Below are 225 nucleotides of genomic sequence, written 5' to 3' on the forward strand. Positions count from 1 at the left end.
CATGTCAATCACCGCCCCTGATCGACAACTACCCGCGCCGCTGGTTCGTGCCACAGGCGATACGGTGCTGCGCTGGGTAGTTCCGCGCGTACTTGCACCGCCACTGCATAGCATCACCACACAACGCGCTCAAATCGCACCACAGCGTTTTTACAAGCGTACATGGCGTGGCCCTTGGGTTGGCCCGTGGCGTTTGTCCATTCCGTTTAAACACTCAGAGGAATA

The 225-nt window shown here is 57.8% G+C and carries 1 protein-coding gene; it reads left to right on the forward strand.

Annotation, left to right across the window (positions count from 1 at the left end):
• Nucleotide 1: 1 nt before the first annotated feature.
• On the forward strand, nt 2-225 hold a 224-nt coding region (locus A596_RS23685), incomplete at its 3' end, for a hypothetical protein (RefSeq protein ID WP_039918816.1).

The organism is Cellvibrio mixtus subsp. mixtus J3-8 (assembly GCF_000766945.1).
Classification (GTDB): domain Bacteria; phylum Pseudomonadota; class Gammaproteobacteria; order Pseudomonadales; family Cellvibrionaceae; genus Cellvibrio; species Cellvibrio mixtus_A.